The organism is Sphingobium indicum B90A (assembly GCF_000264945.2).
Classification (GTDB): Bacteria; Pseudomonadota; Alphaproteobacteria; order Sphingomonadales; family Sphingomonadaceae; genus Sphingobium; species Sphingobium indicum.
On sequence record NZ_CP013070.1, the window covers coordinates 1,808,041 to 1,830,898 of the forward strand.

The following is a 22,858-nucleotide window of genomic DNA, read 5'->3' on the forward strand; positions in this document are numbered from 1 at the left end:
ATCATGCAAGCCATCAACATCGGCATCGTCGGCGTCGGCAATTGCGCCAGTTCGCTGGTGCAGGGCCTGTCGCACTATCGCGCTGAAAGCAACGACCATAGCGGCCTGATGCATTGGGAACTGGGCGGCTATCGCCCCTGCGACATCCGGTTGGCCGCCGCCTGGGACATCGACCGGCGAAAGGTCGGCCGCGACATCGCCGAAGCGATCTTCGCCAGGCCCAATTGCACCCAGACCTTCTGCGGCGACGTCCGCCCAAGCGGGGTCAAGGTGGAGATGGGCCGCCTGCTGGACGGCTGCGCGGACCACATGGCCGACCATCCCGACGAGCGCACCTTCCTGCCTGCCGACGCCGCCGAACCCGACCGCGCACAGGTGGTAAAGCGGCTGCGCGAGGCGAAGGTGGACGTGCTGCTCAACTATCTGCCCGTGGGATCGCAGCAGGCGACGGAATTCTACGCGCAATGCGCGCTGGAGGCGGGCGTTGCCTTCGTCAACAACATTCCGGTCTTCATCGCCAGCGACCCCGCATGGGCGGACCGGTTCGAACGGGCCGGCGTGCCGATCATCGGGGACGACATCAAGGCGCAACTGGGCGCGACCATAGTCCATCGGGTTCTCACCGACCTGTTCGCCAAGCGGGGCGTGAAGCTGGACCGCACCTATCAGCTCAACACCGGCGGCAATACCGACTTCCTCAACATGTCGAACCGTTCGCGGCTGAAGTCGAAGAAGATTTCGAAGACCGAAGCCGTGCAGTCGGTCGCGGAAACCCGGCTGGAGGATGAGAATATCCATATCGGCCCGTCCGACTATGTCGCCTGGCAGAATGACAACAAGGTCTGTTTCCTGCGCATGGAAGGGCAACTCTTCGGCGGCGTGCCGATGAACCTGGAACTGCGCCTGTCGGTGGAGGACAGCCCCAATTCGGCGGGCGTCGCCATCGACATGATCCGTTGCGCCAAGATAGCGCTGGATCGCAGTCTGGGCGGCCCCATCCATCCGGCGGCCGCCTATTTCTGCAAGCATCCGCCGATGCAGATGACCGATGACCGGGCGCATGAAGCGCTGGAGGCCTTCATTCGTGGGGAGGGCGCGATAGCGCTGGCGGCGGAATGAGCGAATTGCTGATGGCGGAGCGCGAGCCGGCCGAAAAGGCGGCGACCATGCGCGCGGCGGTCGTGACCGACCCCGGCGCGGTGCGGATCGACCAGGTTCCGATGCCGCGGCCCGGCCCCGGTCAGGTCCGCATAAGGCTGGAGGGATGCGGCGTCTGCGCCTCCAACCTCACCCCCTGGGCGGGACCGGAATGGCAAGGCTTCCCGCTGGAGCCGGGCGCGCTCGGCCATGAGGGCTGGGGCATTGTCGATGCCGTCGGGAAGGACGTGACCTCCGTAACGGTCGGGGACCGCGTGGCGGCGCTTTCCTATGCCAGCTATGCCGACCATGATCTGGCGGACGAAAGCGCCATCGTGCGGCTGCCGCCCGAACTGGACGGGCTGCCCTTCCCCGGCGAGCCCCTGGGGTGCGCGTTCAACATCTTCCGCCGCGCCGACATCCGGCCGGGCCAGACCGTCGCGATCATCGGCATCGGCTTTCTGGGGGCGCTGCTCACCCGGCTGGCGACGGAGGCCGGAGCCCGCGTCATCGCCATTTCGCGGCGCCCCTCCTCGCTCGACCTCGCCCGCGATCACGGCGCGGCGGAGACGATCGCGATGGACGATCATCAGGCGATCATCGATCGGGTCGGCGCGCTCACCGAAGGACGCTTCTGCGAACGGACGATAGAGGCGGTGGGCAAGCAATGGCCGCTCGACCTGGCGGGCGAACTCACCGCCGAACGCGGCAAGCTGATCGTCGCGGGCTATCATCAGGACGGGCCGCGCCAGGTGAACATGTGGCTGTGGAACTGGCGCGGCATCGACGTCATCAACGCGCATGAACGAGATCCGGCGGCCTATGTCGGGGGCATGAGGGAAGCGGTCGCGGCCGTCGCCTCCGGCCGCATCGATCCCGCGCCGCTCATCACCCACCGCTATCCGCTCGACCGGCTGGGCGAGGCGCTGGACGCCACGCGGGACAAGCCGGACGGCTTCGTAAAGGCGATCATCGTCCCATGAGTGCCGCCATCGCCCCTGCCCCCGCCCTCCTCACCCGCCCGCGCATCGGCTTTCTGGGCGTGGGCTGGATCGGCCGCAACCGGATGGAGGCCATGCTGGCGACCGGCGGGATAGAGGCCGCCGCCATTGCCGACGCCCTGCCCGGCAACGGTGCGGAGGCAGCCCTGCTCGCTCCCGATGCGGTGCGGCTGGACTCGCTCGACGCCTTGCTGGAACAGCCGCTCGACGGCATCGTCATCGCCACCCCCAGCGCGCTCCACGCAGAACAGTCGATCCGCGCGCTGGAGCGGGGCGTGCCGGTCTTCTGCCAGAAGCCGCTGGGCCGCACCGGGGCGGAGGTCCGCGCAGTGATCGACGCCGCCCGCGCCGCTGACCGGCTGCTGGGCGTCGACCTGTCCTATCGCGGCACCGCAGGAATGCGTGCCCTGCGGGATCATGTCCGCGCCGGCCAACTGGGCCAGGTTCATGCCGTCGACCTCATCTTCCACAACGCCTATGGCCCGGACAAGCCGTGGTTCCACGATCCCTTACTGTCGGGCGGCGGCTGCATGATGGACCTTGGCGTGCATCTGATCGACCTGGCGCTCTGGGTGCTCGACTTCCCTGAGGTGGAGCGGATCGATGCCGCCCTCTTCGCGAAAGGACACCCGCTGGAGGATCGCGGCCGGCAGGTCGAGGATCTCGGCATGGCGACGCTGCATCTGGCGGACGGGCGCATGGTCCGGATCGCCTGCTCCTGGAACCTCCATGCGGGGCAGGATGCGGTGATCGCCGCCGATTTCTACGGCGACAAGGCGGGCGTCGCCTTCCGCAACATCGACGGCTCCTTCTACGACTTCCGGGCAGAGCTGTTCCGCGGCACGGCGCGGGAGGCGCTGTCCGAGCCTGGCGATCCATGGGGCGGCCGGATGGCGGGGGAATGGGCCGAAAAGCTGGCCCGCTCCCCCCGCTTCGATCCGGGATGCGAAGAACTGGCGCATGTGGCCGACATCATGGACGGCATCTATGCCGCCGCGACAAGATAAGGAAAGGAATGCATCATGAGCGCATCGGACACGACCACCGACCATGACACCATCCGCAAATGGGTGGAAGATCGCGGCGGCCGCCCCACAATCGTCAAGGCGACCGAGGACAATGGAAAGGGCGGCGGCCTGCTGCGCATCGACTTTCGCGAGGAGGACGACGCGCTGGACGAAATCGAGTGGGATGAATTCTTCCGCATCTTCGATGAGAACAAGCTCGCCTTCCTCTATCAGGACAAGACGAAGGACGGGAAGGAAAGCCGGTTCAACAAATTCGTGGAACGCGACAAGGGGTAAGGGCGCAACGGGCGCCCGCTGACCATTGCTGCCAAGGGTCACGCGAAACGGTCCAACACCCTCCCCAGCCATCCCCGCGAATAAGCAAGGCCGTGGTAGAGCTTCAGCATGGCCCGCGCCCAGAGCAGGAACAGGCCGGGCCTGCCCACAACCTCGGCCAGCCGGAACACCGTGCCGCTGCCCCTGCTGATCGCGTGGCGCAGCCGATAGATCATCCTGCGCCGCCACGGCAGGCCCGCGCTGCCCGGCCGCACGCGCTTGCGCGGCCGGACACCCGCCTTTCGCCAGCAAAGCCGATAGGCCAGCCCTTCCCGCCGCTGGCGAAAGCCCGCCGCTTGCGTTTCCCGCACGAAACCGGCGGCGACGGGCTGCAAGGCCAGCCTTCCCGCATCGATCCCTTCGCGCAGCATCGCATGCAGCGCGGACGATCGCACCACCACGACATTGGTGCCGCGCCCGTCGGAGGAATAGGGTTCCACCCAGGCATCGCCAAAAGCAATGTCGGCGGTCTCCGCCACCACATCGTCGCAAAAGTCGCAGGCGCGGTTCTGGAAGAATCCCGCCCCCCAGTCCCCATCCACCAGGTGCCACCAATCCTGCATCCGCTGCTCGCCGGCGTGGTCGGCAAGCCGCGCCCTGTACCAGTTGGCCGGCCGCGCCGCGTCCTTCACCCGATAGTCGATCTGCCGGACCGACGCCGGGCGCAGACCCATCTGCCGGGCGAAGCTGGCCACCATATGACGGCTTTTCATATGCCCGCACACCAGGCCCAAGGTGAAGACAATGCGCGCCCGCAGCAACGGATCGGCGTCACAGGCGAGATGCACCGCCTTGATGAAGCAGGGAATGCCGACGACGGCATAGCGGCCCGGCACCTCCCGGATCTCGCGCAGCACTTCGGCCATGTCGACGGGATAGTAGCGCGACTGCGCCCCCTCCCACAAAGCGGGAAGATCGCGCGCTATGCGATAGCGGAACAGACGCCCCTCGGTCGCGGGATCGGCCCGCGTCACATGCGCCACGCCGTCCACCATCCCCCGCCGCAACAGTTCGCCCGCGACCCAGCTTGCCATGCCGCCCGAACTGCCCCTCTCGCGATAACCTGCTTCGGCGGCATGGCCGACATAGGCGGCATCGAAACGGCCGATATGATCATCCTGCGCCGCTGCCGCCGGAAAACGCCGCCGGGCGATCTCATCCTCATCCATGGCGCGCGGAGAGAAAGGGCAGCATGCCGAAAGGCCTTCGCTGGGCCGCCGATACCAGTCCCGGTCGCCGACCGGATTAAGATGCCCGTCCTTGTTCCATTCCAGCCGGGCCTGTCCCGGCCGGGCCTGCGCGACGCAACCGCCGCAGCCGATGCAGAGGCCCGACGAAACCATGTCACGGGGGCTGACCGCGGCAGCGCTCATGACGCCATCGCCAGCGCCCGGCGCAGGAAATCGCTCGACCGCGCCCGCAATCGATCGATGCGCTGCCGCACCGCCGGCGCGGGTGGTTCGTCGAGGCGGCGGGCGACGGTCCGGTCATCATCCTCCGGCAGGATCATGTGCCGTTCCGCGCCCAGCCCCTGCATCAGGTCGCGCACCTTGTTCATGCGGTAGGCGGACGGCGCCGCGACGAAAGGACGCCCATTCAGCAAAGCGAAGACGCAGCCGTGGAAGAAATTGGTGACGACGGCGTCGGCGCCCGCCATCAGCTCGGCGAATTCCAGCGGTCCGGCCTCCAGCCATTGCTCGTCCGCCCAGTCGTTGCGATAGCCTATGCTGCGGATCGGGAGCCCGCGCGCCCTTGCCCAGTGGCGGACGGAAAGACAGAACCACTCCGGGAAATTATGACCGTAAAGCGCCACATAGCCTTCGCCCGACGCGCCCCTGCGCGCTGCCGGTCCGGGAAATTGCAGGCAAGGGTCCAGCACGACGTCGGGATCATGCCCCAGCGCGGTTCTGATCATCCGACGACTGTTTTCGTCGCGCACGGAAATAGAGGCGAAGTTGCCGATCTGGCTGGCCCAATGGTCGGACAGTCCATCCGACGCATTCTGGTTGCCGAAACTGGCCGCATAGGAGATCAGCGTTCCGCGAACCCCCGTTCCGTAAAAGGCCGGACAGCCCCCATACCAGGGATGACGCAGGTTCCACACCTCGTCGCTGCCGACGATGACGGCGTCATAATCCCCCATCTCTTCCGGCCGATCGATGGGAAACCGGCGCGACAGGGGCAATCGCTCGAACGCCTCGCGAAATTTCCGGGTCTTGCGCGCATAGGCCGGAAAATCGCTGCGCGGCGTCCGCTGCGGCAGGGTGGGGCTGAGCGCGCAGCGAAGCTCGGCCCGGGTGACGCGCGGCGAGTCATGGTCCAGCAATTCGGCCTCGACGCCCATGCCGCGCAATCCCTCGACCAGGCAGCGCGCCTGCCAATAGGAACCGTAGTTGATGCAACGGTGGAATGTCAGGACGCCCAGCCGCCGCATCTCAATCCCCCGCGCAGGCGGCATAGCTTTTTTCCTCCACCAGTTCGGATTGCAGCAGGCGGTTGATCTCCCGCTTGATCGCGGCGCGCCGGTCGTTCATCCGGTAGACCGACCGGGCAAGGTCGATGAAGGACGCGCCGAACCGCGCCGCCGCCTCCTCCCCCCGGATCGCGTCCTCGATTTCCCAAAGCGCCTCGTTCACCCGCTTCAGGCTTTCGACCAGTCCGCCCACGGCCCCATCCCGCAGGGCCTGCCCGCCAATGGCGCTCAGCAACCGATATTCCCTGCCCACATTGTCCCGCGCCGCGGGCGTGGCGATCCGCTCCTGCTTGATCTGCAGGATCGTCATCTTGTCCAGCAACTCCCCCCAGGACACGGGCACGGACGGGGTCGGCATGTCTCCCATGTTCAGCTACCTTTCCGCTGTGATCGCCGGATGGGCGGCAAGGTCGCGCACCAGTTCGGCCAATGGTGTTTCCCAGTCCCCGGCGCTCTGCTGGGCATAGATCCGCATGGACGGATACCAGGGCGTGCCGCGCGCGCCCACCGGCCAGCGCCAGTCGGGATCGGACTTCAGCAGCAGCCAGGTCGGCTTGCCCATGGCGCCGGCCAGATGCGCGATCATCGTATCCACGGTGATGACAAGCTCCGTCGCGGCGACCAGCGCCGCCGTCGCCTTCATGTCAAAGGGGCATCCGTCCGGGTTCAGCACGGGCAGCGTCGTCGGTTCGGGCATCAGGCTGATGCAGGGCGCCATGGCGCAGATCGGCGCCAGCAGGTGCGGCGGTATGGAACGCGCCGCGTCCCACGACCCAGCGCCATGGCAAAGCCCGACGCAACCATGCGGCAGCACGCCCCTTTCCGGCGCGAGATAGGGCATCGGCGCATCGGCTGGGGTCAGCCGAAGCGCGAAGTCCAGTTCGGTGATCTCCAGGTCGCATTCGGACGGCGGCATCGGATGGGCGTCCAGAAAGGGGAGAAAGCGGATAACGCCGCCCGGTCCGGCGATGATGTCGATCAGGCGCGGCTGCATCTCCACCGTCAGCGACGCCGCGCGCGCCGCGAGTATCGGCAGGAAGCGGGCGAACTGGATGCTGTCGCCCAACCCATGATAGCAGCGCACCAGGCAATGCCTGCCCTCATAGGGCCGCCCGTCCCATACCCAGCGCTGATGATAGGGCAGCGCCTGATCGTCCCGGCGGGCCGGGTCGCGGCGCTGGAGTTCCCGTTCCGAAATCGCCCAGGCGGCGGCATGGTCCCCCGCCCGCATCGCAGCCGCCCAATCTGCCATATGATCCGCCATGCCGCCCCAATTCCCCTCCGGCGGAGCGCGTTCCGGTCCGGCGGCGCGACCCGGCCGATCCGCTAACCCATGTGATCGAAAATCCGGCATCGGCGCATATTGGAAACCGGCCCACTATCATGGATTAACGGCCATGCACCTCCTGCCGTGCCTGCCGTGTTGAACCACGGCTTTGCCCGTTCGAGGTGGAAATTGACTGCCCAATCCCGTGAACCGCTGAAAACCGGCATGCCGATGGACAGGCCGCGCCGGGGCGTCATGAAGATGCTCGCCGCCGGCATCGTGACGGGCGCCGCCGACGACGATCCTTCCGCGATCGGCACCTATGCCAGCGCTGGGGCGCGCTACGGCCTTGCCTTTCTGTGGATCGCGCCGGTCCTGCTGCCGATGATGTATGTCGTCGTCTATCTGTCGGCGAAGATCGGGCAGGTCTATGGCAAGGGCCTGTTCGCCTGCATCCGCGATCAGTTCCCGCGCTGGCTGCTGCTGCCGCTGGTGACGCTCGCCTTCGCCGGCAACATCATAGAGGCGGCGGCGGACCTGGGCGGCATCGGCGCGGCGCTCAACCTGCTGGTGCCCATCCCGGTGCCGCTGATCGTGGTGGGCGCGGCGGCGATCATCTTCGCGCTGCAATATTTCGGTTCCTACATGCTCATCCGGCGCGTGTTCCGCTGGCTGGCGCTCATCCTCCTCGCCTATGTGGCGGCGGCGGTCATGGCCCGGCCCGATCCGGTCGCGGTGCTGCGCGCCACCTTCATCCCCGCGCTCAGGATCGATGCGCAATCGCTGTCGCTGATCGTCGCCTGCATAGGCACCTCGCTTTCCGCCTATATCTACACCTGGCAATCCAATCAGGAGGTGGAGGAGCAGATCGCCCTGGGCCGCCGCCGGCTCTGGCAGCGCAAGGGCGCGACCGCGTCGGAGATGAAGCGGACGAGCCGCGACGTGCTGACCGGCATGATCTTTTCCAACCTCATCCTCTATTTCATCCTGCTCGCGACCGGCATCACCCTCCACGCCGCCGGACGGACGGAGATCGAGACCGCCGCCGACGCTGCCGCTGCGCTGGAGCCCATCGCCGGTCAGGCCGCGAAATTCCTCTTCGCCGCCGGCGTGGTGGGGGTGGGTTTCCTGGCGGTGCCGGTGATGACCACGGGCGCGGCCTATGACGTGGTGCAGGGGCTGGGCCGCGCGGGCAGCCTGCATGACGCGCCGCAGGACAACAGGCTGTTCTATGCCATCATCGCGGCGGTGACGGTGCTGGCTGTGGCGATGAACTTCCTGGGCTTCAACCCGATGAAGGCGCTGGTCTGGTCGGGCATCGTCCAGGGTTTTTCCGTGCCGCCGCTGCTGCTGCTCATGATGCTGCTCACCAACCGCCCCGGCGTGGTCGGCGCGCGCACCAATGGCCGCTGGACCAACCTGCTGGGCTGGACGACGACCGGCGTCACCTTCCTCTGCGCCCTGTCGCTGGCGGCAAGCTGGCTGCTGTGAGCTATTCCCGAGGGATTTCCAGATAACCGCTGTCGAAGCTCGCGATGCGGACGAGGCCGTCCCAATCCAGCACGCGGATGGTGCGCCCGGTCCAGGACAGGACGCCCTGCAGCCTCAGCCCGCGGACGACGCGGTTCATGTGCACCGGCGTGATACCCAGCGCGTCGGCGATGTGCGCCTGCGTCGCCTTGAGTTCGAAGGCCTCGCGCGAGCCCTGACCCGCGCATTCCAGGCGCAACGCCATTTCGCACAGCAGATGCGCGGTGCGCGCCGTCGCGTCCCGCCTGCCCAGGCTGACCACCCATTGCGCGATGATGGAGGCGTCGACCACGCAGTCGCGCCAAAAGGCCTCCGCCACGCGGGGATAGGTTCGCGATACCCGCAGCAATTCCTCATGCGGGATCTTCAGATAGGCAAGCGGCGCCGACAGGGCCTGCAACGCCCATTCCACCCGCGGCAGCATCGCGGAATGCAGGTCGCACATGTCGCCGGGAATATACATCGCCGTGATCTGGCGCAGGCCGCTCGGCAACTGCCCGAACCGCCCTGCAAGCCCCTCCGCCACCAGGCAGGAATAGGTCACCAGACGGCCGGGAGGGACGATGTCGACATTGGGCGACACCTGCGCCGGATGGACGCGCATGGACAGGATCGCCTGCCGTTCCTCCTCCGCCAGCGCGGAGCGAAGCAGAAGGCGGTTGAGGAACAGTTGCAAGGCTGGATGCGGCATCAGCCGACGCTCCGCGTCATGGGACGCAGGGGCCGCAAGGGGATGATGCGCGACAGGGGCGCCCCGCGGAATCCTCGCAGGTCAGCCATCGAACGTCACGACATCGCGGAAATATATCGTTTCCAACCTTCGGCCCTGATCGTCCTGCAGGACCAGGTGATGATCCAGGTTGATCGGCCGGCCGTGAATGACATGTTCCGCGATGATTTCGCGCCCGCTGCGGACGGCTTCGGCCCGCGCCTCCGCCACGTCGGCGAATTGCTGGCCGGCCTCGTCGATCACATTATCGTCGTTGAACAGGTGAATGTGAAATATCGGCATCGATCCTAAAATCCGTGTTCAGACTATTGTTCCAACATGTGGTCACCGCGCCGAGTGAAGACTTCGGCGTGGATCAGGATTTATTTTCATCGCCATCCAGGCCATGGGCCAATTCGTCGATCCAGACAGTCGCAGTCCCGTCCGACGGCGCCCGCCAGTCGCCGCGGGGGGACAGCGCGCCGCCGGAGGAGACTTTCGGCCCATTGGGCAGCGCGGACCGCTTGAACTGGCTGATCGCGAAGAAGCGGTGGAGGAAATTCTCCAGCCAATGGCGGATCGTCGGCAGGTCATAGGCGCATTTGGCGCTCTCCGGATAATCGGCCGGCCACGCTCCCTTCCCGGCGTCCCGCCAGGCGTGCCATGCCAGGAAGGCGACCTTCGACGGCGGCAGGCCCAGGCGCGCGATGTAATGCAGGAAGAAATCGTTGAGCGCATAGGGGCCGACCCGATCCTCCGTGCTCTGCAAGGCGCCGTTCTCCCCCGCCGGCACCAGTTCGGGCGAGATTTCGGTATGCACTATCGCGTCCAATATCCGGGCGGTCGCCGCGTCGAACTGGCCGGTCGCGATGCACCAGCGGATCAGGAACTGGATCAGCGTCTTGGGAATGGCGCTGTTGACCGCATAATGGCTCATCTGGTCGCCCACGCCATAGGTGCACCAGCCCAGCGCCAGTTCGCTGAGGTCGCCCGTGCCCACCACGAAGCCGCCATGGCGATTGGCCAGCCGGAACAGATAGTCGGTGCGCAGCCCCGCCTGCACATTTTCGAAGGTCACGTCATAGACCGGCTCTCCCCGCGCGAAGGGATGGCCCATGTCGCCCAGCATCTGGCGCGCGGCAGGACGGATGTCGATCTCCTCCCCCGCGACGCCCAGCGCGTTCATCAGCGCCCAGGCATTGCCCTTGGTCAGCTCGCCCGTGGCGAAGCCCGGCATGGTATAGCCCAATATGGCGGAGCGCGGCAGGCCCAGCCGGTCGCAGGCCTTGGCGGCGACGATCAGCGCGTGGGTGGAATCCAGCCCGCCCGACACGCCGATGACGAAATGCTTGCCCGCCGTGGCGCGAAAACGCGTGACCAACCCCTCGACCTGGATATTGAAAGCCTCGTAGCAATCCGCCGCAAGCTGCGCCGGATCGGCGGGGACGAAGGGAAAGCGGGTGAGCGACCGATGCAGGCCCACGTCCCCGCCACTGCGCCGAAACGGAAAACGGACGGTGCGGAAACGGGTTTCCGGATGGTCCGCGACGACGGCGCTGTCGTTGAAGGTGCCGTTGCGCATCCGCTCCAGCCGCAGGCGTTGCACATCGACATCGGCGTAAAGCAGCTCGGCCGCATCCCCGAACCGCTCCGATTCCGCCAGCAGTTCGCCCAGTTCATGCACCATGGCCTGCCCGTCCCAGGCCATGTCGGTGGTGCTCTCGCCCGCGCCCGCCGCCGAATAGGCATAGGCCGCCTGGCAGCGCACGGATTGGGAGGCGGAGAGCAGATGCCGGTCGCGCGCCTTGCCGATGGTGATGTTGGATGCCGAAAGATTGCACAGGATCAGCGCACCCGCCATCGCCCCCATGGTGGAGGGCGGCAGCGGCGCCCAGAAATCCTCGCAGATCTCGACATGGAAGATGAAGTCGGGATAGCCGTCGGCCGCGAACAGCAGGTCCGTGCCGAACGGCGCGACATGGCCGCCGACATCGATCTCCAGCCCGGAAAGACCGGCTCCGGGCGCGAACCAGCGCTTTTCATAATATTCCCGGTAATTGGGCAGATAGCTTTTCGGCACCACGCCCAGCAGCCGCCCGTCCGCGATGACCAGCGCGCAATTGTAGAGCCGCCCGCCGCGGCGAAGCGGCGCGCCGACCAGCAGCACCGGCCAGCCGGCGCTCCCCTCGATCAGCGCCGCCGCTTCCCGCTCCACCCGGTCGAGCAGCGCCTCCTGCAAGTGCAGGTCGTCGATCGCATAGGAGGAGAGGCACAGTTCGGGAAACAGGACCAGGTCGGCCGCGCCGTCCGCCGCCTGCTGCGCCAGCGCGCGGATCTCCCGCGCATTGGCTCCCACATCGCCGACGCTGCCCCTGGGCGTCGCCGCCGCGATGCGGACCAGGCCGTGGCTATGGATCGACGCGAAATCCTCAACCTTGCTCAAGGGCCTGCCTCATCATCTCCAGCGCGACCCGGATCGCGCCGATCCGCACCGGCCCTCGCCCTATATCGCCGAAATGTTCCTCCCGATGCGCCGTCAATCCACCGCGCCTGCCGCAGGCGAAATGGACCAGGCCCGCCTCCTCCCCCGGCGGCGCCGCGCCGGCATAGCCGGTTACGGCAAGGGCGATGTCCGCATGGGACCGTTCGATGGCGCCTTCGGCCATCGCCACCGCCACCTCCCGGCTGACCGCGCCGCAGGCCTCGATCCGCTCGCTGCGGATGCCGAGCAATTCGCATTTGGCATCCTCGCTATAGACGACGAAGCCGCGCTCGAAGGCATGGCTTGCGCCCTCCACATCGGTCAGCAGCGACGCAAGCAACCCGCCGGTGCAGCTTTCCGCCGTCGCCAGGGTCAGTTCGGCGGAACAGCAGTCCTTCAGCAATGCGGCGGCCGCCTTCTCAATATCTTCGGAGATGATCGGCGACAGGGTTTCGGCCGTATCGCCCTTTCCATCTGGCGCGCTCATGGGGGCATCCTCTTTCTAATGCACGATCTGGCGCAGGGCATCGATCAACTGTCGGGACAAGGCCCATTTGGGCACCAGCGGCGCGCCGGGATGGGCATCCAGCGCGGGATGCGCGAAGGCTCCGGTGCAGAACAGATAAGGGATGTCATATCGGTCCAGATCGTCGGCCAGCAGGCCGACGTCCCCATCCCCCACCCGCACGTCGAGCACCGCGCCCGCCGGGAAGTCCGCAGCGACCGCCGCCATGCCGTCGGCCAGGCTGGCATGGGGACCGTCCACTTCGTAATCCGCCTCTTCCAGCAGCTCCGCGATGATGCCGGCTATCGCCGGATCATCCTCCACCAGCAGGATTTTGGGGTTCGCCGCCATCGCGCCTCATCCCAGCCCGAAATGGGCGCGATAATGCTCGAAGCAACGCTGCCCGCATCGCAGGCGGATCAGCGCGCCTTCCGCCATGGCGGTGGCCCGCCGGGGGTCTTCGGCAACCAGCGGCGCTATGGCCTCATCGTTCCAGTCGCGGCTATGTTTCACGTCCAGCACGGCGTGCAGATCGAAATAGCGCCTTTCGCCGCCGCTCAGCCCGATGCGGCGCAGGCCTTGGGCGACATGCGCGGAGCGGCCGGGCGCGGTCAGCTCGATCACCCCCAGCGCGCCCACGCTGTGCCATGCGTGGCAGCGCGACGTCGCCATAGCCGTCATCGCATTGGCGAGGGCCAGGCTCTGCCACGCGGTGCTATCGATGCCGATGTCGAGGTCCAGTATGTCGACCAACTGGCTCAGCATCGGCCCATGCATGCCCTTGGCGTTGCCCCGACCCATCTCGTCCCAATAATTGCGCGCCAGTTCCAGCTTGGCGCGGGGCGGCAGCTTCACCTGGGTCAGCGCGACCAGATCGTCGAACCCTGCTTCCCCGGCCGCCTCCTGCGAGAGGAACCACCGGATTTCGTCCCGGCTCGCTTCCTGCGCCAGCCAGGGGAAAAGCGGATCGTGCTGGCCCGGCCCGCTTTCCTTCAGCCCTTCGAACCAGGCGATGAACCCGTCGGGATCGGTCGGCGCCCGCGCCGCCTTCTCGCGGACCTCGGCGCGCAGTTCCTCGATGAAGCCATGCTCCAGCCGGAGCATGCGCCGGTCACGGTCGAACCTGTCCGCCGTCATGTCCGACGGAAATGCCGGCGACAGCCGCTCGCGATTCCAGTAGGAAAGTTCCTCCTGAAAACGCTGCTGCAAAAATTGTGATCCGTGATATTCCCATAATGTCGCCACGATAAAACCTCTCATTCATCATGGCTAAAAATCCCGGATCGCGGGTGCGTTCCTGAAAAAACATACTGATCCGGATCAACTCTTCATGCGCCCGCCGCAACGACTGCCGCGATAAATGCCGACATTACTCAGGACGTGCTGAACTTAAGAGATCAGGGAACCCGTCGGCCCGCCACAAGCTGATAGATCAGCACGACCAACGCCAGCACCAGCAGCAGATGGATCAACGCACCGCCGACCGGCATGACGAACGCGCCCAATGCCCACAGGATGAGGAGGATGACAAGGATGGTCCACAACATGATCGGCCTCGCTGCGTAAAGTCAGCTTGATAAGTCGCGCCGCCCGCGATTGTTCCGACCCGATCGGTCGCCATGCGCGAAACATGGCGGCTCCCGTTCGGAAAGCCGCCATGTGCGCCATTGGCCGTTCAGCGCTGGGTGACGGTCGTGGTCGTCTTCTCCACCACGGAAGCGCGGACTGGGCTTGTCGTCCGCCGCACCACCTTGCGCTTGACCGGGGCCGCCTTGCGCGCCGTGACGGGGGCGGTCTTGACGGTTTCGGTGGTCACCGTGGTGGTAGCTGGCACGGGCGCCGCCGCGGCGGCGCGGGCGGCACGGGCATCTGCGGCCGCGGAAGCGGCGGCGCGCTCGGCGGCCTCGGCGCGCGCATTGGCCGCCGCGGCATCCTGCTGCGCGACCGCGGCCGTCGACGCCTGCATCCGCGCATCGGCTTCGGCGCGCAGGCGGCTTTCGCCGATCGCGGTATCGGCAAATTGCTGCGCCTCGACCGCCGCCCGGATGGCGGCTTGCTCCTTGCCGCTCTTGAGCTGCTCCTGCGCCAGACGCAGGGACGCCTGCGCCTTCGCCAGCACCGCCGGATCGAAGTCGCCGGCCTTCAGCTTGCCCGCCGCGTCGATCTTGCCCTGGGCCTGCGCAATCGCGGCAAGAGCGCGCTCCTCGTCGCCGGCCATTGCGGGCGTGCTCGCCAGGAACAGGGCCGATGCGGCAGCGAAAGCACGCATGGAAAAACTGATCTCACGCATATACTCTCCTGTATTCGTTTCTTGAGGACGCGAGAACGAACCATGAGGCGGCTGTGTTCCACTTGGATGAAGCGGATGCCGACTGTCGCATCCTCCGCCAGTTCATCAGTTTTCATTCAGGTCGATGATATTCCTCGTCCGAACTCCGCCATTGCGCGCCGGAACATAGGACATCCGCCCTAACATGCATTAGAGCGCGTCCGGCGCCATCGGGAACCCGCCTTCGCGACCCGCCGTTCTCCTGCCCAGGAGGCTGGTTGCAGATGGAACCGAAGCATTGGAGCCTTGGGCTGGGTCTTTTCTCCATAGGACTGGGATTGGCGGAAGTCGCCCGGCCGCGCGCCATCGCCAGGCGGCTGGGCCATGACCATGCCGCCGCCCGCGTCACGATAAGGCTGTTCGGCGCACGCGAACTGCTGTCCGGCGCCGGCATCCTGGCAGCGCCGGCGCATTCCACGCGGGTCTGGAACCGCGTGGCCGGCGATGCGCTGGACCTTGCGGCGCTCGTGCTCGCCAGCCGGCGCCGGCCGCTTTGGGCGCCGATCGCCTTCGTCATGGGCGCGACGGTGGCGGACATCGTCGTGGCCCGCGCACTGGACCGGAAGACCGGGAAGATGTTGCCGGTGTCCCCCGGCGATCCGCGCAAATCCGACGATCCGCCTGCCCATTCGCTCGGCTCCCCCACCACCATGGAGCCGGAGGGCATGGCTTGTCATCAGGCCCCGCCCGTTCCGGAGCGACAGGTGCGTTGACGGCCGGGAAAAAGCCGGCGCGACCAAGACCGGATGCTTAATCTGGTTAAGTGCACAGCAATGAACGGCCATTATAAGCGGCCCATCGAGGCTGGCTTTCCATGCAGCCTTCTAGCGCCCGACAGGGCGGACGCAAGGAAGCAGGATTGTCGGATCTACCGGATATAGCGATTGAGGCAGGCAGGTCGGACAGGACATCGGAAATCGACGCCGGAGCCTGGCTGGCCGCCATTGTGGAAAATTCCGACGACGCCATTCTCAGCAAGACGCTGGACGGGGTCATCACCACCTGGAACCGGGGCGCGTCCCGCCTGTTCGGCTATTCCGCCGAGGAAGCGATCGGCAAGCCGGTGACGATCGTCATTCCCGAAGACCGCCTGCATGAGGAGGAGCATATCCTCGCGCGCCTGCGCGCCGGCGAGCGGATCGATCATTTCGAGACGGTCCGCCGCCGCAAGGACGGCACGCTCATCGAAATATCCCTGACCGTGTCCCCCGTCCGCAACGCGGCGGGGCAGATATTGGGCGCCTCCAAGATCGCCCGCGACATCACCGCCCAGAAACGCGCCGCCGCGCAACAGATGCTGTTGCTCAAGGAGATGCGTCACCGCGTCAAAAATCTTTTCGCCCTGGCCACCGGGCTGGTGGCGCTGAGCGCGCGCGGCGCGCATGATGTCGGGGAACTGACAAGCGACCTGACGGCGCGGCTGATGGCCCTCGCCGCCGCGCACCAGCTCACCTTGCCCGACTTGGACAATGAAGGGACGACGGAAAGCTCCACCACCCTGTTCTCGCTGCTGGAGGCCATCGTCGCTCCCCACGAACTGGCGGATGAGCGCAAGCGCATATTCGTGAAGGGCACGGACCTGCCCGTCGGCGGCGGCGCGTTCACCTCGGTCGCGCTGCTGCTGCACGAATTGGCGACCAATGCCGCCAAATATGGCGCGCTCTCGACCCCGGACGGCCGGCTGGACGTCACCGTCAGCGTTCAGGATGACGATGCGATCATCCATTGGGCGGAATGCGGCGGCCCCCGCCTGGACCGGACGCCGGATCGCGAAGGCTTCGGAACGGCGCTGGAACAGGCGTCGCTCAAGGGCACGGGCGGCACCCTCGTCCGGTCATGGAAGGATGCCGGCCTGACGATGGAAATCCGGTTCAAGCTGAGCCGCCTCGCCGCATAGCGCCGCTCAATAACGCTGGAGCAGGCGCTCGACCGTGGGTCCGATCGACCCTTCGCGGCCGGACTTGTCCTTGATGTCGCGTTCCAGCGCGTCTCGGATCGCAGCGATCTGCGCGTCGGTCAGATGTTCGATGCCGACGAATTCCACCCGCGCCTTGTCCAGCGACCGGATGATCTCGTCCAGCTTCGCCTGCATGGCTGCGCCGTCGCGGTTCTGGCTGTTCTGGATCAGGAAGACGGCCAGGAAGGTCAGCACCGTCGTCGCAGTGTTCACGATCAACTGCCATGTGTCGGAGTAGTGAAGAAACGGCCCCGACACGGCCCATAGAATGATCAGCAAAGTCGACAGGATGAAAGCATGGGGTTGTCCCATCAGCCGTGCGCTGCTGGTGGCGACGTTGGTGAAGATCCGGTCCATTGTTCTTGCGCCTGCGACAATATCGCCCCCAGGGAAAGGGATAGGCGCGTCGCCTCAGGCGCACATTAACTTATGATAACCTCCGCGCGTCATTGCCCGGCCGGGACCGACCGCGCGGTCGGACCGAATCTGGCGTCCAGCGCCTCCGCCTGCTTGCGGTGCGCCGCAATCACGGGAACCATCTCTCCCGCCATCTTCCTGAGCGCCGGATAATCGCCCCGCCTGGCATAGCTGCTTTGCAGGTTGAACGCCTCCAGATGCGCCGCGGCCTGCTGGCCGACATAGACGCTGTCGAATTCCTGGTCCCCCGCGCCGTTGAGCTGGCCCAGCATCGCCCGGCGGCGCGCATCGATATTCTGCGGAATGGCGATGTTGACCGGATTGTCGGCGACGAAGCGCCGGAGCCGATCGCTGCTCCGCTGGTGGTCGGCGACCATCATCCGCGCAAATGCCTTCACTTCGGGCGCGCGGGCGCGCACCATGGCGATCTTGCCCGCCTCCATCTCATACATATCCCCGATCGCCGCCTGCGGGATGTAGAAGGTGGTGGTGACCGCCTCGTCCGGGCGGGAAACGCCTTCGGGCTTCGGCCCTTCATAATGCTTGGCCACCGTGGCGCTGCCATTGGCCGGCCCCTGCTCCGACGCGCCGTCGGTCTGGTTGCAGCCGGAAAGGACCAGCAGGGCCAGGCAGGCGGGCAGGCCGGGCCGGAACGTGCCGCCGCCGCTCATGGCTGCGTCCCGTTGCCGCCCGCGCCGGGAGCGCCGATGCCCGGCATCGCGTTCGCGCCGCCCATGTCGCCGGCGGCGTTGATCGCCTCCTGCTGGTTGGTCCCGCCCGGCACCCTGCCATTTTCATTCTGCGCGGCGGGGCTGCAAGCGCAAAGCAGGGCGGAGGCCGCAATCAGGATCAGGGCAGTGGATGCGGGACGCGGCATGCTGGAACAAGGCATGGGGTTCTCCTTCTACAGGGCTGTCGCTGCGACAACGCCCGGCGGGCCGAAGGAGGACTCCGGTGTCGCAACCCTATGTTAGTGCGGCCGCGCTTTTCACTCCGCCAGCCCGGCGCCGCGCCGAACCGCCTTCAACCCAGCGCAATGTCAAGGCAGGTCATGACCGCAAGGCCGACCAGCAGGCTCGCCTGCGCCGACTGCCCGTCCTCGCCCAGTTCCGGCGCGATCTGGTCCATCACGACGCTGATCATCGCGCCTGCCGCCAGGCACAGGGCGATGGGCAGCAGCATGGCGTAGCGATGCACCAGCGCCGCGCCCAAGGCCCCGAAGACAGGCTCCACCAACCCTGAGGCCAGCGCCCCGGCAAAGGCCCATATCGGCGGGTAGCGCAACGCCAGCGCGCTCCCCACGGCAAAGCCTTCGGGTATGTTCTGAATGCCGATGCCTAGCGCCGTGGCATAGCCCTCTCCCCCGGCATCCCGCGCGAAGCTGACGCCGACCGCCAGCCCCTCCGGCGCGTTGTGGAGCGTGATCGCCGCCACCAGCAACCAGATGCGATGGCCGATCCGGTCCAAGCCCTCGGCAGTGGTGAACCGCTCCAGGGAGAAACGGCTGAGGGCCAGCAGCAGCAGCCCGCCTACCAGCACCGCGACGGCAACCGTCCCTGCCGCGGGCCAGGAACCGACGCCCTGCCGATCCAATATGCCGACAGCAGGCACGATCAGCGAAAAGAAGGACGCGGCGAGCATCACGCCCGCCGCGAACCCCAGCATCGCGCCCTGGTAACGCAGCGCCGACCGGCCGATGCCCAGCAGGGGCAATCCGCCCAATCCGGTCGCCGCGCCCGCGAGCAGGCTGGCCGTCGTGCCGGCCAGAACCGGCGACAGGTCGATGCTCAACGGCTGGCCTGCTCTCCCGCGCTCCGTCGCAAGGCGTACCCTACCATCTCATTCCTCGCCCGACGGAAAGGGGCGTTTCGCGGCGGCCTGCGACCGGGCGTCGGCCATGTCGCTCGCCCCGCCCAGATCCTCGTCGCTCAGCTTGCCCGCGCCCGGCCCGCCGCCCAGATCGGCGCCGGTCACCGGATTGGCGTTGGGATCGGACTTCAGGCGTTCGGTCATCGCCGCGAAGTCCTGCATCTCCTGCTCGGGGAGCGCGACCGACGCCTGGCCGTCGCCGCCATCGAGAGGCAACCTGCTCTCAATATCGTCGATCCGCTCCCACTGCTCGCCCGTGTTCCAGGGGCCGACCGCATCGCCTTCGCCCTGGGACGCGTTGACATAGAGGCTGGCATAGGGGGCAAGGCCGGGCAGCTTGCCGGCGGGGAAATTGTCCTTGATCGAATAGAGCGCCTTTTCGAAGCTCTTTTGGTGCGAAACCTCCCGTGTCATCAGGAAGCCCAGCGCATCCTTGACGCCCGGATCGTCGGTGATGTTGATCAGCCGTTCGTAGATGATCTTGGCCCGGCTTTCCGCGGCGATGTTGGACCGCAGGTCGCAGGTGGGATCGCCGCGGCTGTCGACATAGGCGGCGGTCCATGGGACGCCCGAACTGTTGGTGAGCGAGGGCCCGCCGCCATAGAGGATCGACTGGGTATGGCTGTTCCCGCCCGCGTTCAGCGACATGTAGAGTTCCGCCTCCTCCATCGACGCTTCGGTCAGGGCCGACTTCGCGCCCTTGTTCAGCATGGCGACAATCGACCCGATGACTTCCAGGTGGCTGAGTTCCTCGGTCGCGATGTCCAGCAGCATGTCCTTACGCCCCGGATCGTCCTCGGCCAGTCCCTGGGTGAAATAGCGCATGGCCGCCGCCAGTTCTCCGTCCGGCCCGCCAAATTGTTCCAGCAGCAGGGAGGCGAGCGCGGGATTGGTCTCGGAAACCCTCACCGTATATTGAAGCCGCTTGTTATGCATGAACATGGAATGATCTCCTCAGGCTCCATTGCCGGATGAAAAACGACTGCCGCGAATTCGCGGCTGACCTTGTTTGAAATCGCCGTGCAGGATGGGAACGACGCAGGCGATCACGCTCCCTGCGATCAGGACGATGGCGCCCGCGCCCAGCATCGCGGCCATGACAGCCTCCGGGCGAAGCGACGCGCCGGTCAGCCAGGCATGGGCCAGGATGCACAGCGCGGCGATCCCCGCCGTCTCGATGGCCGCGCCGACGAGCAGTCGAACCCTTGCCCCGATGCTTCTATTCGCCCTGGCCATGACTGCTCCCACATCGAACAAGGGCAGTTAAGCCGCGCCGGCAGCAAGCGTTCCGCGATCCGCGATGGAGCGATAATTCAGTTTACAGCCAACCGATCCAGGATATTCCCGCCGGGTTCTTCCGAAAACTCGCCCTTCGGGATCGGCATCCGCCGCAACAGGGGAAAGGCCGCCGGAAACTGATCCAGTTTAGCCCGCCATGCGGATCGCCCCGCGACGCGGGACGTTGGTGACGGAGAGAAGATATTTTCGGGAAGAATCGCGATGAACGAGCGCAACGCATTTCTGCAAGGGCAAGGATCGCCCATCAAGGACGATGCCGCCCCGCCCGAACAGGGCTGGCGCGGCGAACGCGCCGCCGACGAGCCTGCCGGCAAGGCGCATAGGCGCCGCCACATCAAAGGCGTGCGGGCGGAGGTTGAGGACATATCCGGCACCGCCTTCGTGGAGGCGGGCGGCGCGGACATGGCGCCTGCCGATGACGACGAAGGCGAGGACAGGAGCATGCAGCCGCAGGATGGCGGCAAGCGATCCCATCCCGACGGCGTCAGCGATCTTGACATGTCGGCCGCCAGTCCGGGCGGGCAAAGCGCCGGCGCGCCCTATCCGCATGGACGCAGGAAGTCGAAAAACGACTTCGGCAGCCGCATGGGCCATGGCGGCCAGACGGAGATCGGCTATCACGGCACCGGCCATCTGGGCGGCCGCTCCGTCGGCGAGGACGACAATCGCAACGGCGTCGCGGAAACCGACGATTGACCGTTCCGGAGTCCGGCGGTTCGTCGATTTCGGCCTTGTCGCCATGGACGGCACAGCCATTCGGGCATCCACTCGCCTGGCCAATGCCCCGGCCGCATTGATGTCCCTGTCGGGCAGGCTTCGCTTTTCCAAGGGAGCAATGAAGCCGTCCGGAAAAAAGTTCAGGGCAAGCGACTTATTTTAGGCCCGATTCCCCTGCGGGCGCGTTACCATGATGGCGCAACAGGGAAGATCATGGGCAAGAAGGCACAAGCTGTGGCGCAGGTCCGCGCCAGGCTGCTCGACGAAGTCGAGTCCCCGGCGTTCCCTGCTGCGCGGGGGATTGCCGGGCCATGTCCCGCTGCGGGATGAAGGCGGTGGAAGATGACGGAAGCTGCATTGCAGGATTGCCGCATATTGATCGCGGAGGATGAATATCTCATCGCCACCGACCTTGCCGAGGCGCTGACGCAGGACAATGCCGTGATCCTTGGCCCGGTGCCCCGCGTTGCGGACGCGCTGTCGCTGATCGAGTCGGGAACGCGGATCGACCTTGCCGTGCTGGACGTCAACCTGTGCGGCGACATGGCGTTTCCTGTCGCCGACGCGCTGGCGGCGCAGCGCATCCCCTTCGCCTTCGCCACCGGCTATGACGGCTGGGCCATCCCCGCCCGCTTCGCGAATGTGCCGCGCCTAGTAAAGCCCTTCAGGCCGGATCGGTTGCGAAGCGCGCTGAAATCGCTCCTCCCCCCATCCCGCTGATTGCGATCCGACGGCGCGGCTGCTCCGAAATCCGCTGCCTGCTCCAGACTTGCGGGCGCGCCACGCTCTTGCCGCGCCCGCCTTTGCGGCGACCGGAGCGTCGATGCCGCCGTCCGGACCGACTGCAGGCAAATGCTGCACCGGCGGTTCGGCCCCCGTTCAGCGCACCACCCTGGCCCTGATGGTCTTCAAGGACGGCGTCACCTGTTGGCGCTTGCCCCCGTCGATCCCTCGGACGATCAGCCTACGAAGGCACGCTCGATCACATAGGCGCCCGGCGCGGCGTTGGAACCCTCGGCAAAGCCCTGTTCCTCGAAATAGGCGCCGAACTGCTTGATCATCTCCATGCTGCCGCACATCATGATCCGGTCGGTTTCCGGGTTGAACCTGGCTTCGCCCGGAATGCCCTCGAACAGCGCCCCGCTTTCGACCAGCTTGTCGATGCGGACATTGTTGCGGAACGGCTCGCGGGTCACGGTCGGCACATAATGGAACTGGCTAGCCGCCTGTTCCGCCACCAGCGGATCGTCCGCCAGCTTGCCCGACAGTTCGTCCTGGAAGGCGAGGTCGCTCACCCGGCGGACGGAATGCACCACCACGACCTGCTCGTAGAACTCATAGACATCCGGATCGCGCGCCAGGCTGAGGAAAGGCGCCAGCCCCGTGCCGGTCGACAGCATGAACAGCCGCCTGCCCGGCAGCAGCGCGTCCGTCACCAGCGTGCCGGTGGGCTTGCGGCCCAGATAGATCTGGTCGCCCGGCTGGATCAGTTGCAGCTTCGACGTCAGCGGCCCGTCCTGCACCTTGATCGACAGGAACTCCAGTTCCTCGTCCCAGGCGGGGCTGGCGACCGAATAGGCGCGCAGCAGCGGCTTGCCATTGTCGCCCTGCAACCCGATCATCACGAACTCGCCCGACCGGAAGCGGAAGCTGGCCGGCCGCGTGATGCGGAAGCTGAAAAGATGTTCGTTCCAATGCCGCACCGACAGCACGGTTTCCACGGATAGCGCGCCGGTCGGTTCCAGCACCGGCTTTTCGATCGTCACGTCGTTCAAAACCTTTTCCCCTGCCAAATCCAGGGCGACTGTCGCCTGGTAGGAGCG

At 66.4% G+C, this 22,858-nt stretch carries 28 protein-coding genes; 9 read left to right on the forward strand and 19 right to left on the reverse strand.

The genetic code is table 11. The features are described from left to right. Positions 1 to 3: 3 nt before the first annotated feature. Genes SIDU_RS08830 through SIDU_RS08845 form a run of 4 tightly spaced genes read left to right on the forward strand, consistent with a single transcriptional unit; the run spans position 4 to position 3,442 of the window. On the forward strand, positions 4 to 1,119 hold the full coding sequence (locus SIDU_RS08830) for an inositol-3-phosphate synthase (RefSeq protein WP_007684622.1): 1,116 nt from the start codon (positions 4 to 6) through the stop codon (positions 1,117 to 1,119). After that, positions 1,116 to 2,120: an MDR/zinc-dependent alcohol dehydrogenase-like family protein gene (locus tag SIDU_RS08835; protein ID WP_007687249.1), complete on the forward strand. Its 1,005-nt coding sequence runs from the start codon at positions 1,116 to 1,118 to the stop codon at positions 2,118 to 2,120. Before SIDU_RS08830 ends, SIDU_RS08835 begins: the two co-directional genes overlap by 4 nt. Beyond that, positions 2,117 to 3,145, forward strand: coding sequence for a Gfo/Idh/MocA family protein (locus SIDU_RS08840; RefSeq protein ID WP_007687248.1), 1,029 nt, complete (start codon positions 2,117 to 2,119; stop codon positions 3,143 to 3,145). Before SIDU_RS08835 ends, SIDU_RS08840 begins: the two co-directional genes overlap by 4 nt. Positions 3,146 to 3,160: 15 nt before the next feature. Further along, entirely contained in the window at positions 3,161 to 3,442 is a 282-nt protein-coding gene (locus SIDU_RS08845) for a hypothetical protein (RefSeq protein ID WP_007687246.1), read from the forward strand. 38 nt (positions 3,443 to 3,480) lie between these two features. Here SIDU_RS08845 and SIDU_RS08850 read toward each other — a convergent pair whose 3' ends face one another. The 4 genes from SIDU_RS08850 to SIDU_RS08865 are packed head-to-tail and all read right to left on the reverse strand — an operon-like array spanning position 3,481 to position 7,206. Beyond that, positions 3,481 to 4,854 (reverse strand): Coenzyme F420 hydrogenase/dehydrogenase, beta subunit C-terminal domain, encoded by a 1,374-nt coding sequence (locus SIDU_RS08850; protein ID WP_007687233.1) that lies wholly within the window; start codon positions 4,852 to 4,854, stop codon positions 3,481 to 3,483. Then, on the reverse strand, positions 4,851 to 5,939 hold the full coding sequence (locus tag SIDU_RS08855; RefSeq protein WP_007687232.1) for a polysaccharide pyruvyl transferase family protein: 1,089 nt from the start codon (positions 5,937 to 5,939) through the stop codon (positions 4,851 to 4,853). Before SIDU_RS08855 ends, SIDU_RS08850 begins: the two co-directional genes overlap by 4 nt. Then, complete coding sequence (locus SIDU_RS08860) at positions 5,917 to 6,312, reverse strand: DUF6165 family protein (RefSeq protein ID WP_007687231.1); 396 nt, start codon at positions 6,310 to 6,312, stop codon at positions 5,917 to 5,919. Before SIDU_RS08860 ends, SIDU_RS08855 begins: the two co-directional genes overlap by 23 nt. A 15-nt stretch (positions 6,313 to 6,327) precedes the next feature. Then, a complete protein-coding gene (locus SIDU_RS08865) occupies positions 6,328 to 7,206 on the reverse strand; it encodes a glycosyltransferase family 9 protein (protein ID WP_037511533.1) in 879 nt (292 codons plus the stop codon). Between the two features lie 240 nt (positions 7,207 to 7,446). Here SIDU_RS08865 and SIDU_RS08870 point away from each other — a divergent pair, with 240 nt between their 5' ends. Then, positions 7,447 to 8,712, forward strand: coding sequence for an NRAMP family divalent metal transporter (locus SIDU_RS08870; RefSeq protein WP_007687229.1), 1,266 nt, complete (start codon positions 7,447 to 7,449; stop codon positions 8,710 to 8,712). Position 8,713: 1 nt separating this feature from the next. On the opposite strand, the gene SIDU_RS08875 is transcribed toward SIDU_RS08870, so the two are convergent. From SIDU_RS08875 to SIDU_RS08905, 8 genes are all read right to left on the reverse strand, one after another. Beyond that, on the reverse strand, positions 8,714 to 9,442 hold the full coding sequence (locus SIDU_RS08875; RefSeq protein ID WP_007687227.1) for a Crp/Fnr family transcriptional regulator: 729 nt from the start codon (positions 9,440 to 9,442) through the stop codon (positions 8,714 to 8,716). 81 nt (positions 9,443 to 9,523) lie between these two features. Further along, complete coding sequence (locus SIDU_RS08880; protein ID WP_007687224.1) at positions 9,524 to 9,763, reverse strand: DUF6894 family protein; 240 nt, start codon at positions 9,761 to 9,763, stop codon at positions 9,524 to 9,526. A 73-nt stretch (positions 9,764 to 9,836) separates the two neighbouring features. Further along, on the reverse strand, positions 9,837 to 11,903 hold the full coding sequence (locus tag SIDU_RS08885) for an NAD(+) synthase (RefSeq protein ID WP_007687222.1): 2,067 nt from the start codon (positions 11,901 to 11,903) through the stop codon (positions 9,837 to 9,839). After that, the gene (locus SIDU_RS08890; RefSeq protein ID WP_007687220.1) at positions 11,890 to 12,429 is read right to left on the reverse strand and encodes a CinA family protein; all 540 of its coding nucleotides are present in this window, start codon (positions 12,427 to 12,429) and stop codon (positions 11,890 to 11,892) included. Before SIDU_RS08890 ends, SIDU_RS08885 begins: the two co-directional genes overlap by 14 nt. Before the next feature lie 15 nt (positions 12,430 to 12,444). Continuing rightward, on the reverse strand, positions 12,445 to 12,798 hold the full coding sequence (locus SIDU_RS08895) for a response regulator (protein WP_007687217.1): 354 nt from the start codon (positions 12,796 to 12,798) through the stop codon (positions 12,445 to 12,447). 6 nt (positions 12,799 to 12,804) lie between these two features. Next, positions 12,805 to 13,707 carry an iron-containing redox enzyme family protein gene (locus SIDU_RS08900; RefSeq protein WP_049775038.1) on the reverse strand — a complete coding sequence of 301 codons (903 nt, stop codon included), beginning with the start codon at positions 13,705 to 13,707 and terminating at the stop codon, positions 12,805 to 12,807. A gap of 137 nt (positions 13,708 to 13,844) precedes the next feature. Continuing rightward, positions 13,845 to 13,994, reverse strand: coding sequence for a lmo0937 family membrane protein (locus SIDU_RS19270; RefSeq protein WP_007687214.1), 150 nt, complete (start codon positions 13,992 to 13,994; stop codon positions 13,845 to 13,847). 128 nt (positions 13,995 to 14,122) lie between these two features. Then, entirely contained in the window at positions 14,123 to 14,737 is a 615-nt protein-coding gene (locus SIDU_RS08905; protein ID WP_007687212.1) for a hypothetical protein, read from the reverse strand. 263 nt (positions 14,738 to 15,000) lie between these two features. On the opposite strand from SIDU_RS08905, the gene SIDU_RS08910 reads away from it, so the two are divergent. Continuing rightward, positions 15,001 to 15,489 carry a hypothetical protein gene (locus tag SIDU_RS08910; protein WP_007687211.1) on the forward strand — a complete coding sequence of 163 codons (489 nt, stop codon included), beginning with the start codon at positions 15,001 to 15,003 and terminating at the stop codon, positions 15,487 to 15,489. 146 nt (positions 15,490 to 15,635) lie between these two features. Continuing rightward, complete coding sequence (locus SIDU_RS08915; protein ID WP_007687209.1) at positions 15,636 to 16,673, forward strand: PAS domain S-box protein; 1,038 nt, start codon at positions 15,636 to 15,638, stop codon at positions 16,671 to 16,673. Between the two features lie 6 nt (positions 16,674 to 16,679). Here the strand turns inward: SIDU_RS08915 and SIDU_RS08920 are convergent, their stop codons facing one another. From SIDU_RS08920 to SIDU_RS08945, 6 genes are all read right to left on the reverse strand, one after another. Further along, on the reverse strand, positions 16,680 to 17,090 hold the full coding sequence (locus SIDU_RS08920; RefSeq protein ID WP_007687207.1) for a low affinity iron permease family protein: 411 nt from the start codon (positions 17,088 to 17,090) through the stop codon (positions 16,680 to 16,682). Between the two features lie 89 nt (positions 17,091 to 17,179). Then, complete coding sequence (locus SIDU_RS08925; protein WP_007687206.1) at positions 17,180 to 17,821, reverse strand: DUF4142 domain-containing protein; 642 nt, start codon at positions 17,819 to 17,821, stop codon at positions 17,180 to 17,182. Continuing rightward, positions 17,818 to 18,042, reverse strand: coding sequence for a hypothetical protein (locus tag SIDU_RS08930; RefSeq protein WP_013039541.1), 225 nt, complete (start codon positions 18,040 to 18,042; stop codon positions 17,818 to 17,820). Before SIDU_RS08930 ends, SIDU_RS08925 begins: the two co-directional genes overlap by 4 nt. A gap of 131 nt (positions 18,043 to 18,173) precedes the next feature. Further along, positions 18,174 to 18,941: a ZIP family metal transporter gene (locus SIDU_RS08935; protein ID WP_007687195.1), complete on the reverse strand. Its 768-nt coding sequence runs from the start codon at positions 18,939 to 18,941 to the stop codon at positions 18,174 to 18,176. Positions 18,942 to 18,989: 48 nt separating this feature from the next. Next, complete coding sequence (locus SIDU_RS08940) at positions 18,990 to 19,961, reverse strand: manganese catalase family protein (protein ID WP_007687193.1); 972 nt, start codon at positions 19,959 to 19,961, stop codon at positions 18,990 to 18,992. 12 nt (positions 19,962 to 19,973) lie between these two features. Then, on the reverse strand, positions 19,974 to 20,255 hold the full coding sequence (locus tag SIDU_RS08945; protein WP_007687191.1) for a hypothetical protein: 282 nt from the start codon (positions 20,253 to 20,255) through the stop codon (positions 19,974 to 19,976). A 264-nt stretch (positions 20,256 to 20,519) separates the two neighbouring features. Between SIDU_RS08945 and SIDU_RS08950 the strand changes: the two genes are divergently transcribed. Together SIDU_RS08950 and SIDU_RS08955 are read left to right on the forward strand one after the other, a co-directional pair. Beyond that, positions 20,520 to 21,014 carry a hypothetical protein gene (locus tag SIDU_RS08950; RefSeq protein WP_007687189.1) on the forward strand — a complete coding sequence of 165 codons (495 nt, stop codon included), beginning with the start codon at positions 20,520 to 20,522 and terminating at the stop codon, positions 21,012 to 21,014. A 363-nt stretch (positions 21,015 to 21,377) separates the two neighbouring features. Further along, the gene (locus tag SIDU_RS08955; RefSeq protein ID WP_007687187.1) at positions 21,378 to 21,755 is read left to right on the forward strand and encodes a response regulator; all 378 of its coding nucleotides are present in this window, start codon (positions 21,378 to 21,380) and stop codon (positions 21,753 to 21,755) included. A gap of 239 nt (positions 21,756 to 21,994) precedes the next feature. Here SIDU_RS08955 and SIDU_RS08960 read toward each other — a convergent pair whose 3' ends face one another. Beyond that, the gene (locus tag SIDU_RS08960) at positions 21,995 to 22,810 is read right to left on the reverse strand and encodes a ferredoxin--NADP reductase (RefSeq protein ID WP_007687185.1); all 816 of its coding nucleotides are present in this window, start codon (positions 22,808 to 22,810) and stop codon (positions 21,995 to 21,997) included. Between the last annotated feature and the right edge of the window lie 48 nt (positions 22,811 to 22,858).

What these genes read in the sequence shown, in the direction of transcription:
- SIDU_RS08955 (WP_007687187.1), top strand. Translation starts at nt 21,378, where the DNA reads ATGACGGAAGCTGCATTGCAGGATTGCCGCATATTGATCGCGGAGGAT.
- SIDU_RS08930 (WP_013039541.1), bottom strand. Translation starts at nt 18,042, where the DNA reads ATGCCTTGTTCCAGCATGCCGCGTCCCGCATCCACTGCCCTGATCCTG.
- SIDU_RS08900 (WP_049775038.1), bottom strand. Translation starts at nt 13,707, where the DNA reads ATGAGAGGTTTTATCGTGGCGACATTATGGGAATATCACGGATCACAA.
- SIDU_RS08830 (WP_007684622.1), top strand. Translation starts at nt 4, where the DNA reads ATGCAAGCCATCAACATCGGCATCGTCGGCGTCGGCAATTGCGCCAGT.
- SIDU_RS08875 (WP_007687227.1), bottom strand. Translation starts at nt 9,442, where the DNA reads ATGCCGCATCCAGCCTTGCAACTGTTCCTCAACCGCCTTCTGCTTCGC.
- SIDU_RS08895 (WP_007687217.1), bottom strand. Translation starts at nt 12,798, where the DNA reads ATGGCGGCGAACCCCAAAATCCTGCTGGTGGAGGATGATCCGGCGATA.
- SIDU_RS08925 (WP_007687206.1), bottom strand. Translation starts at nt 17,821, where the DNA reads ATGAGCGGCGGCGGCACGTTCCGGCCCGGCCTGCCCGCCTGCCTGGCC.
- SIDU_RS08920 (WP_007687207.1), bottom strand. Translation starts at nt 17,090, where the DNA reads ATGGACCGGATCTTCACCAACGTCGCCACCAGCAGCGCACGGCTGATG.
- SIDU_RS08910 (WP_007687211.1), top strand. Translation starts at nt 15,001, where the DNA reads ATGGAACCGAAGCATTGGAGCCTTGGGCTGGGTCTTTTCTCCATAGGA.
- SIDU_RS08940 (WP_007687193.1), bottom strand. Translation starts at nt 19,961, where the DNA reads ATGTTCATGCATAACAAGCGGCTTCAATATACGGTGAGGGTTTCCGAG.
- SIDU_RS08950 (WP_007687189.1), top strand. Translation starts at nt 20,520, where the DNA reads ATGAACGAGCGCAACGCATTTCTGCAAGGGCAAGGATCGCCCATCAAG.
- SIDU_RS08840 (WP_007687248.1), top strand. Translation starts at nt 2,117, where the DNA reads ATGAGTGCCGCCATCGCCCCTGCCCCCGCCCTCCTCACCCGCCCGCGC.
- SIDU_RS08835 (WP_007687249.1), top strand. Translation starts at nt 1,116, where the DNA reads ATGAGCGAATTGCTGATGGCGGAGCGCGAGCCGGCCGAAAAGGCGGCG.
- SIDU_RS08890 (WP_007687220.1), bottom strand. Translation starts at nt 12,429, where the DNA reads ATGAGCGCGCCAGATGGAAAGGGCGATACGGCCGAAACCCTGTCGCCG.
- SIDU_RS08845 (WP_007687246.1), top strand. Translation starts at nt 3,161, where the DNA reads ATGAGCGCATCGGACACGACCACCGACCATGACACCATCCGCAAATGG.
- SIDU_RS19270 (WP_007687214.1), bottom strand. Translation starts at nt 13,994, where the DNA reads ATGTTGTGGACCATCCTTGTCATCCTCCTCATCCTGTGGGCATTGGGC.
- SIDU_RS08855 (WP_007687232.1), bottom strand. Translation starts at nt 5,939, where the DNA reads ATGCCGCCTGCGCGGGGGATTGAGATGCGGCGGCTGGGCGTCCTGACA.
- SIDU_RS08860 (WP_007687231.1), bottom strand. Translation starts at nt 6,312, where the DNA reads ATGCCGACCCCGTCCGTGCCCGTGTCCTGGGGGGAGTTGCTGGACAAG.
- SIDU_RS08865 (WP_037511533.1), bottom strand. Translation starts at nt 7,206, where the DNA reads ATGGCAGATTGGGCGGCTGCGATGCGGGCGGGGGACCATGCCGCCGCC.
- SIDU_RS08870 (WP_007687229.1), top strand. Translation starts at nt 7,447, where the DNA reads ATGCCGATGGACAGGCCGCGCCGGGGCGTCATGAAGATGCTCGCCGCC.
- SIDU_RS08945 (WP_007687191.1), bottom strand. Translation starts at nt 20,255, where the DNA reads ATGGCCAGGGCGAATAGAAGCATCGGGGCAAGGGTTCGACTGCTCGTC.
- SIDU_RS08905 (WP_007687212.1), bottom strand. Translation starts at nt 14,737, where the DNA reads ATGCGTGAGATCAGTTTTTCCATGCGTGCTTTCGCTGCCGCATCGGCC.
- SIDU_RS08850 (WP_007687233.1), bottom strand. Translation starts at nt 4,854, where the DNA reads ATGAGCGCTGCCGCGGTCAGCCCCCGTGACATGGTTTCGTCGGGCCTC.
- SIDU_RS08880 (WP_007687224.1), bottom strand. Translation starts at nt 9,763, where the DNA reads ATGCCGATATTTCACATTCACCTGTTCAACGACGATAATGTGATCGAC.